This window comes from Mesorhizobium sp. M7D.F.Ca.US.004.03.1.1, from assembly GCF_003998635.1.
In the GTDB taxonomy this organism is placed as follows: Bacteria; Pseudomonadota; Alphaproteobacteria; order Rhizobiales; family Rhizobiaceae; genus Mesorhizobium; species Mesorhizobium loti.
This window is the reverse complement of the sequence record NZ_RZQG01000480.1, coordinates 1-4599: the sequence shown is the minus strand read 5'-3', so window position 1 is coordinate 4599 and position 4599 is coordinate 1. Positions and strand designations below refer to the sequence as shown.

The 4599-nt window shown below is 61.3% G+C and carries 6 protein-coding genes; 4 read left to right on the top strand and 2 right to left on the bottom strand.

What is annotated here, in order from left to right; all coding sequences use genetic code 11:
* Nucleotides 1-699: L,D-transpeptidase (locus EN935_RS23305; protein ID WP_164771283.1), on the bottom strand; the 699-nt coding region annotated here is incomplete at its 3' end.
* A gap of 168 nt (nt 700-867) precedes the next feature.
* Nucleotides 868-1530, bottom strand: coding sequence for a haloacid dehalogenase type II (locus EN935_RS23300; protein WP_109663320.1), 663 nt, complete (start codon nt 1528-1530; stop codon nt 868-870).
* Nucleotides 1531-1690: 160 nt separating this feature from the next.
* On the opposite strand from EN935_RS23300, the gene EN935_RS23295 reads away from it, so the two are divergent.
* The 4 genes from EN935_RS23295 to EN935_RS23280 form a co-directional block, all read left to right on the top strand.
* Nucleotides 1691-2569, top strand: a complete 879-nt coding sequence (locus EN935_RS23295) for a branched-chain amino acid aminotransferase (protein ID WP_056580708.1) — start codon at nt 1691-1693, stop codon at nt 2567-2569.
* A gap of 107 nt (nt 2570-2676) precedes the next feature.
* Nucleotides 2677-3276 (top strand): superoxide dismutase, encoded by a 600-nt coding sequence (locus EN935_RS23290; protein ID WP_027053553.1) that lies wholly within the window; start codon nt 2677-2679, stop codon nt 3274-3276.
* A 163-nt stretch (nt 3277-3439) separates the two neighbouring features.
* Nucleotides 3440-3877 (top strand): cytochrome c, encoded by a 438-nt coding sequence (locus EN935_RS23285; RefSeq protein ID WP_109662493.1) that lies wholly within the window; start codon nt 3440-3442, stop codon nt 3875-3877.
* Nucleotides 3878-3886: 9 nt separating this feature from the next.
* Nucleotides 3887-4599 (top strand): cytochrome c (locus EN935_RS23280; RefSeq protein WP_127373646.1); only part of this gene is annotated, 713 nt, incomplete at its 3' end.

The following is a 4599-nucleotide window of genomic DNA, read 5'->3' as shown; positions in this document are numbered from 1 at the left end:
CACGATGACCGGCGTCTTCGAGGGCACGCGGTCATAAAGGTCGATAATGTCCTGATTCATCAGGCGCACGCAGCCTGACGAGACCGACTTTCCGATCGACTTCCATTCCGGCGAGCCGTGCAGGCGGTAGAGCGTGTCGACGTTGCCCTGGAAAAGATAGAGCGCACGCGCACCGAGCGGGTTCTTCAAGCCGCCGGGCATGCCGCCATTGTCGGCGCTGTATGGCTTCAATTCCGGCTGCCGGGCGATCATTTCATCCGGCGGCGTCCACTTCGGCCACTTCTGCTTCCACTGGACCACGGCGTCGCCGGACCATTCGAAGCCAGCGCGGCCGAGACCGACACCGTAACGGATCGCCTGGCCGCCCGGGCGCACCAGATAGAGATGGTGTCCTGTCGTGTCGACGATGATGGTGCCGGGCTTCTGCCCCGTCGGATCGGGAACGATCTGGCGCAGAAACTGCGGATCGATTTTGTCGAACGGTATGGCCGGAAGGTCGAAACCGCCATCGCTGACGGCCGCGTACATCGTCGCATAGTCGGGCAGGGTCGGCTCGACATAGGTTGGCGGCGGCGGCTCGACCGGCCCCGGCCCGGTGGTGGCGCATGCGGAAACCGCGACCGAAGCGGCGCCCAGGGCTGCGGCGTTGAGAAAGCCGCGACGGCTCAGGCGAAAAGTTTCGATTTCGGTTTTGGACATGGTTGCCTTCTTTAGGTCTCAAATCGCAACAAAGCATGAATTCGCCGACCGTTGCGCGGGTGCCTGACAACACCTGGGGCGATAGGCGGTTCCGATTCTGGCCTGAAGGTGGACAAACAAAGGCGAAGCTGTGACTGCGCCGCCACTGTGGCGCCAGGGCCACAGGTCTTAGCTACCCGGCACCAAAGCTTCGAGCGATGGCAGGATCAGGGCCGGCGGGAAGTCCCGGTATTCTTCGGGCTGGTTGGAACGGTTGATCCACACCGTGCGGAAGCCGAATTTGGTGGCGCCTGCAATGTCCCAGCGATTGGAGGACTGGAAGGATACGGCGCCGGGGTAGAGGCGCCAGCCGGTGGCGACCATGTCGTAGACCGCCGGATCGGTCTTGAAGCGCCGCACCGTATCGACCGAATAGATATCGTCCAGAACCTGGTCGAGCGCGGCGGATTTGACCGCTGCCTGCAGCATTTCGGGCGAGCCGTTGGACAGGATCGCCAGTCTCGCTCCCGAAGCCTTGAGCGCCTTGAGCACGGCCGGTACTTCCGGATAGCAATCCAGCCGCCAGTAGGCATCCAGCAATGTCGCCCTGAGGCCGGGGTCGGCCGAAGGAACCTTGCGCAAGGCGAAATCGAGCGCCTGTTCGGTCAGCTGCCAGAAATCGGCATAGGCGCCCATCAGCGTGCGCACCCAGGAATATTCGAGCTGCTTGGCGCGCCAGATCTCGGACAACAATTGGCCGTCCGGCCCGATCCGGTCGGCATGGCGGCGCACGGCGGCATGTACGTCGAACAGCGTGCCATAGGCGTCGAAAACATAGGCGGAGTATTGCATGACAACAGTTTTGAGGGCAGGCGCGACAAGGTGCAAGCTTTGATTGCATCGCGCCCCGGCGCTGGCCTCAACAAAACTCCCTGATGCTGGTTGACGCCGTGCACCAAAGCATCTTCCAATGGCTCTTGACGAGACCAATCAATTGAGACGGGACAACACGATGACACTGGCTGCTGCGGCGCAATCCGCGACATGGACTTTCGTCGATGGTGATTGGCACGAGGGCAATGTCGCCATTCTGGGGCCGCGCAGCCACGCCATGTGGCTCGGCACCAGCGTGTTCGACGGCGGCCGCTGGTTCGAAGGCGTCGCCCCCGACCTCGAGCTCCACGCCGCCAGGGTGAATTCCTCGGCGATTGCGCTCGGCCTCAAGCCGTCGATGACCGCCGACAAGATCGTCGGGCTGACGTGGGATGGGTTGAAGAAGTTCGACGGCAAGACTGCTGTCTACATCAGGCCGATGTACTGGGCCGAGCATGGCGGCTATATGGGCGTGCCGGCCGATCCCGCATCGACCCGCTTCTGCCTTTGCCTCTACGAATCGCCGATGATCCCGCCGACCGGCTTTTCGGTGACCGTATCGCCGTTCCGGCGCCCGACCATCGAAACCATGCCGACCAACGCCAAGGCCGGCTGCCTCTATCCTAACAACGGCCGTGCCATTCTCGAAGCCAAGATGCGCGGCTTCGACAATGCAATGGTGCTCGACATGCTGGGCAACGTCGCCGAGACCGGAACCTCGAACATCTTCCTGGTCAAGGACGGTCATGTCTTTACACCGGCGCCGAACGGCACCTTCCTGTCCGGCATCACCCGCTCGCGCACCATAACGCTGCTTGGCGAGTACGGCTTCAAGACCACGGAAAAAACGCTGTCGGTGCGCGATTTCCTTGAAGCGGACGAAATCTTTTCGACCGGAAACCATTCCAAGGTGGTGCCGATCACCCGTATCGAAGACCGCAACCTGCAACCCGGGCCGGTGGCCAAGAAGGCGCGCGAACTCTATTGGGATTGGGCGCATTCGACTTCCGCCGCTTGAGCGGATAAAAAGGCGATCGACGCTTCATCCCGGAGTTGTCCCAACCCATTCCAGACCTATCTTAGTCCGGTATCGACACCGGATTTTTCCACGAGGGAGTACCATCCATGGCTTTTGAATTGCCCGCTCTGCCTTACGACTATGAGGCCTTGCAGCCCTACATGTCGAAAGAGACGCTGGAATATCACCACGACAAGCACCACAAGGCGTATGTCGACAACGGCAACAAGCTCGCCGCCGAAGCCGGCATGGGCGACCTGTCGGTCGAAGAGGTGGTCAAGCAGTCGTTCGGCAAGAATGCCGGCCTCTTCAACAATGCCGCCCAGCACTACAACCACATCCATTTCTGGAAGTGGATGAAGAAGGGCGGCGGCGGCAACAAGCTGCCGGGCGCCCTGCAGAAGGCGGTCGACAGCGATCTCGGTGGCTACGACAAGTTCAAGGCCGACTTCATTGCCGCCGGCACGACACAATTCGGCTCCGGCTGGGCCTGGGTTTCAGTCAAGGATGGCAAGCTGGCGATCTCGAAGACGCCGAATGGCGAAAACCCGCTCGTTCATGGCGCGTCGCCAATCCTCGGCGTCGATGTCTGGGAGCACTCCTATTACATCGACTATCGCAACGCCCGGCCGAAATATCTCGAGGCGTTCGTCGACAGCCTGATCAATTGGGATCACGTGCTGGAATTGTACGAAAAGGCGAAGTGATCGATCGTAGAAAGCCCCGGCATTCCCGGGGCTTTTCTTTTTCTGCGTCGAGGTTCCCGTAACAGCAAAAGTCTGGAAAAAATCATCCGGGGGAAGGGAATTTTCCCCCTGTAGCATCCGTTAACGTCCTGTCCCGAAATGCCTTCATCACGGAGCCAATTGAATGAGAAAGCTTGTTATCGCCATCTCTATGCTTGCACTCGCCGCCTCGGCGGCCTTTGCCGATCCGATCCTCGATCGGCAGGCACTGATGAAGGAACGTGGAAAGATCGTTGGCGGCATTTCGAAAGTGGTCAAGGATGAGGAGCCTTTTGATGCCGCTGCCGTGTTGACGCAGCTGCAGGCATTGCAGGCGAATGCCGAGAAATTCGATGCCGATGCGCTGTTCCCGTCAGGCAGCGATACAGGCGACACGACAGCGGCGCCCAAGATTTGGGAAGACATGGCCGGCTTCAAGGCCGTCGAGGACAAATATCTCGCCGACATCAAGGCAGCCACCGCCGCCGCTCCCGCCGATGTCGATACGTTGAAGACGCAGTTTGGCGCGATTGCTTCCAATTGCGGCACCTGCCACCAGACCTATCGAGTGAAAAAGGGCTGATAGCGGGCGATGCCCTGGCTGAAAAAACTCGTCGGCGCCCTCGTCATTCTGGGCGGCGTCGGCGCGGTTGCCGGGTGGGTGTTGTCGGCGCCGGTGAGGCTCGACAGTGAGACCCTGGCCAAGCTCGGCCCTGGCGACCCGGCCAGGGGCAAGCGCATCTTCTATGCCGGCGGCTGCACTTCCTGCCACGCAAAGCCGGGCTCGCAGGGCGATGCGCGGCTTCAACTCGTGGGTGGGCTCGAGCTCAAGACGCCGTTCGGCACCTTCGTCCCGCCCAACATCTCGCAAGATCCCAAGGACGGCATCGGCGCCTGGTCGACCGAGGACCTAGCCAACGCCATGCTGAAGGGCGTATCGCCCTCGGGCGAGCATCTCTATCCGGCGTTTCCCTATGCGTCCTACGCGCGCATGAAGCCGGCCGACATTGCCGATCTCTACGCCTTCCTGAAGACGCTGCCGGCGGTCGCCGGCAAGGCCCCGGCCAATTCGCTCGGTTTTCCCTTCAACATTCGTCGCGGCATCGGCCTGTGGAAATTGCTCTATCTCAGCGACCAGCCGGTCGTTCCATTCCCTGATGGCACGCCTGATCCGGTGATGGCCGGCCGCTATCTGGTCGAAGGGCCGGGCCATTGCGGCGAATGCCACACGCCGCGCGACTTTGCAGGTGGTACGAAAAAGAACGCGTGGCTGGCCGGTGCGGTGGCTGCCGAAGGCAGCGGCGT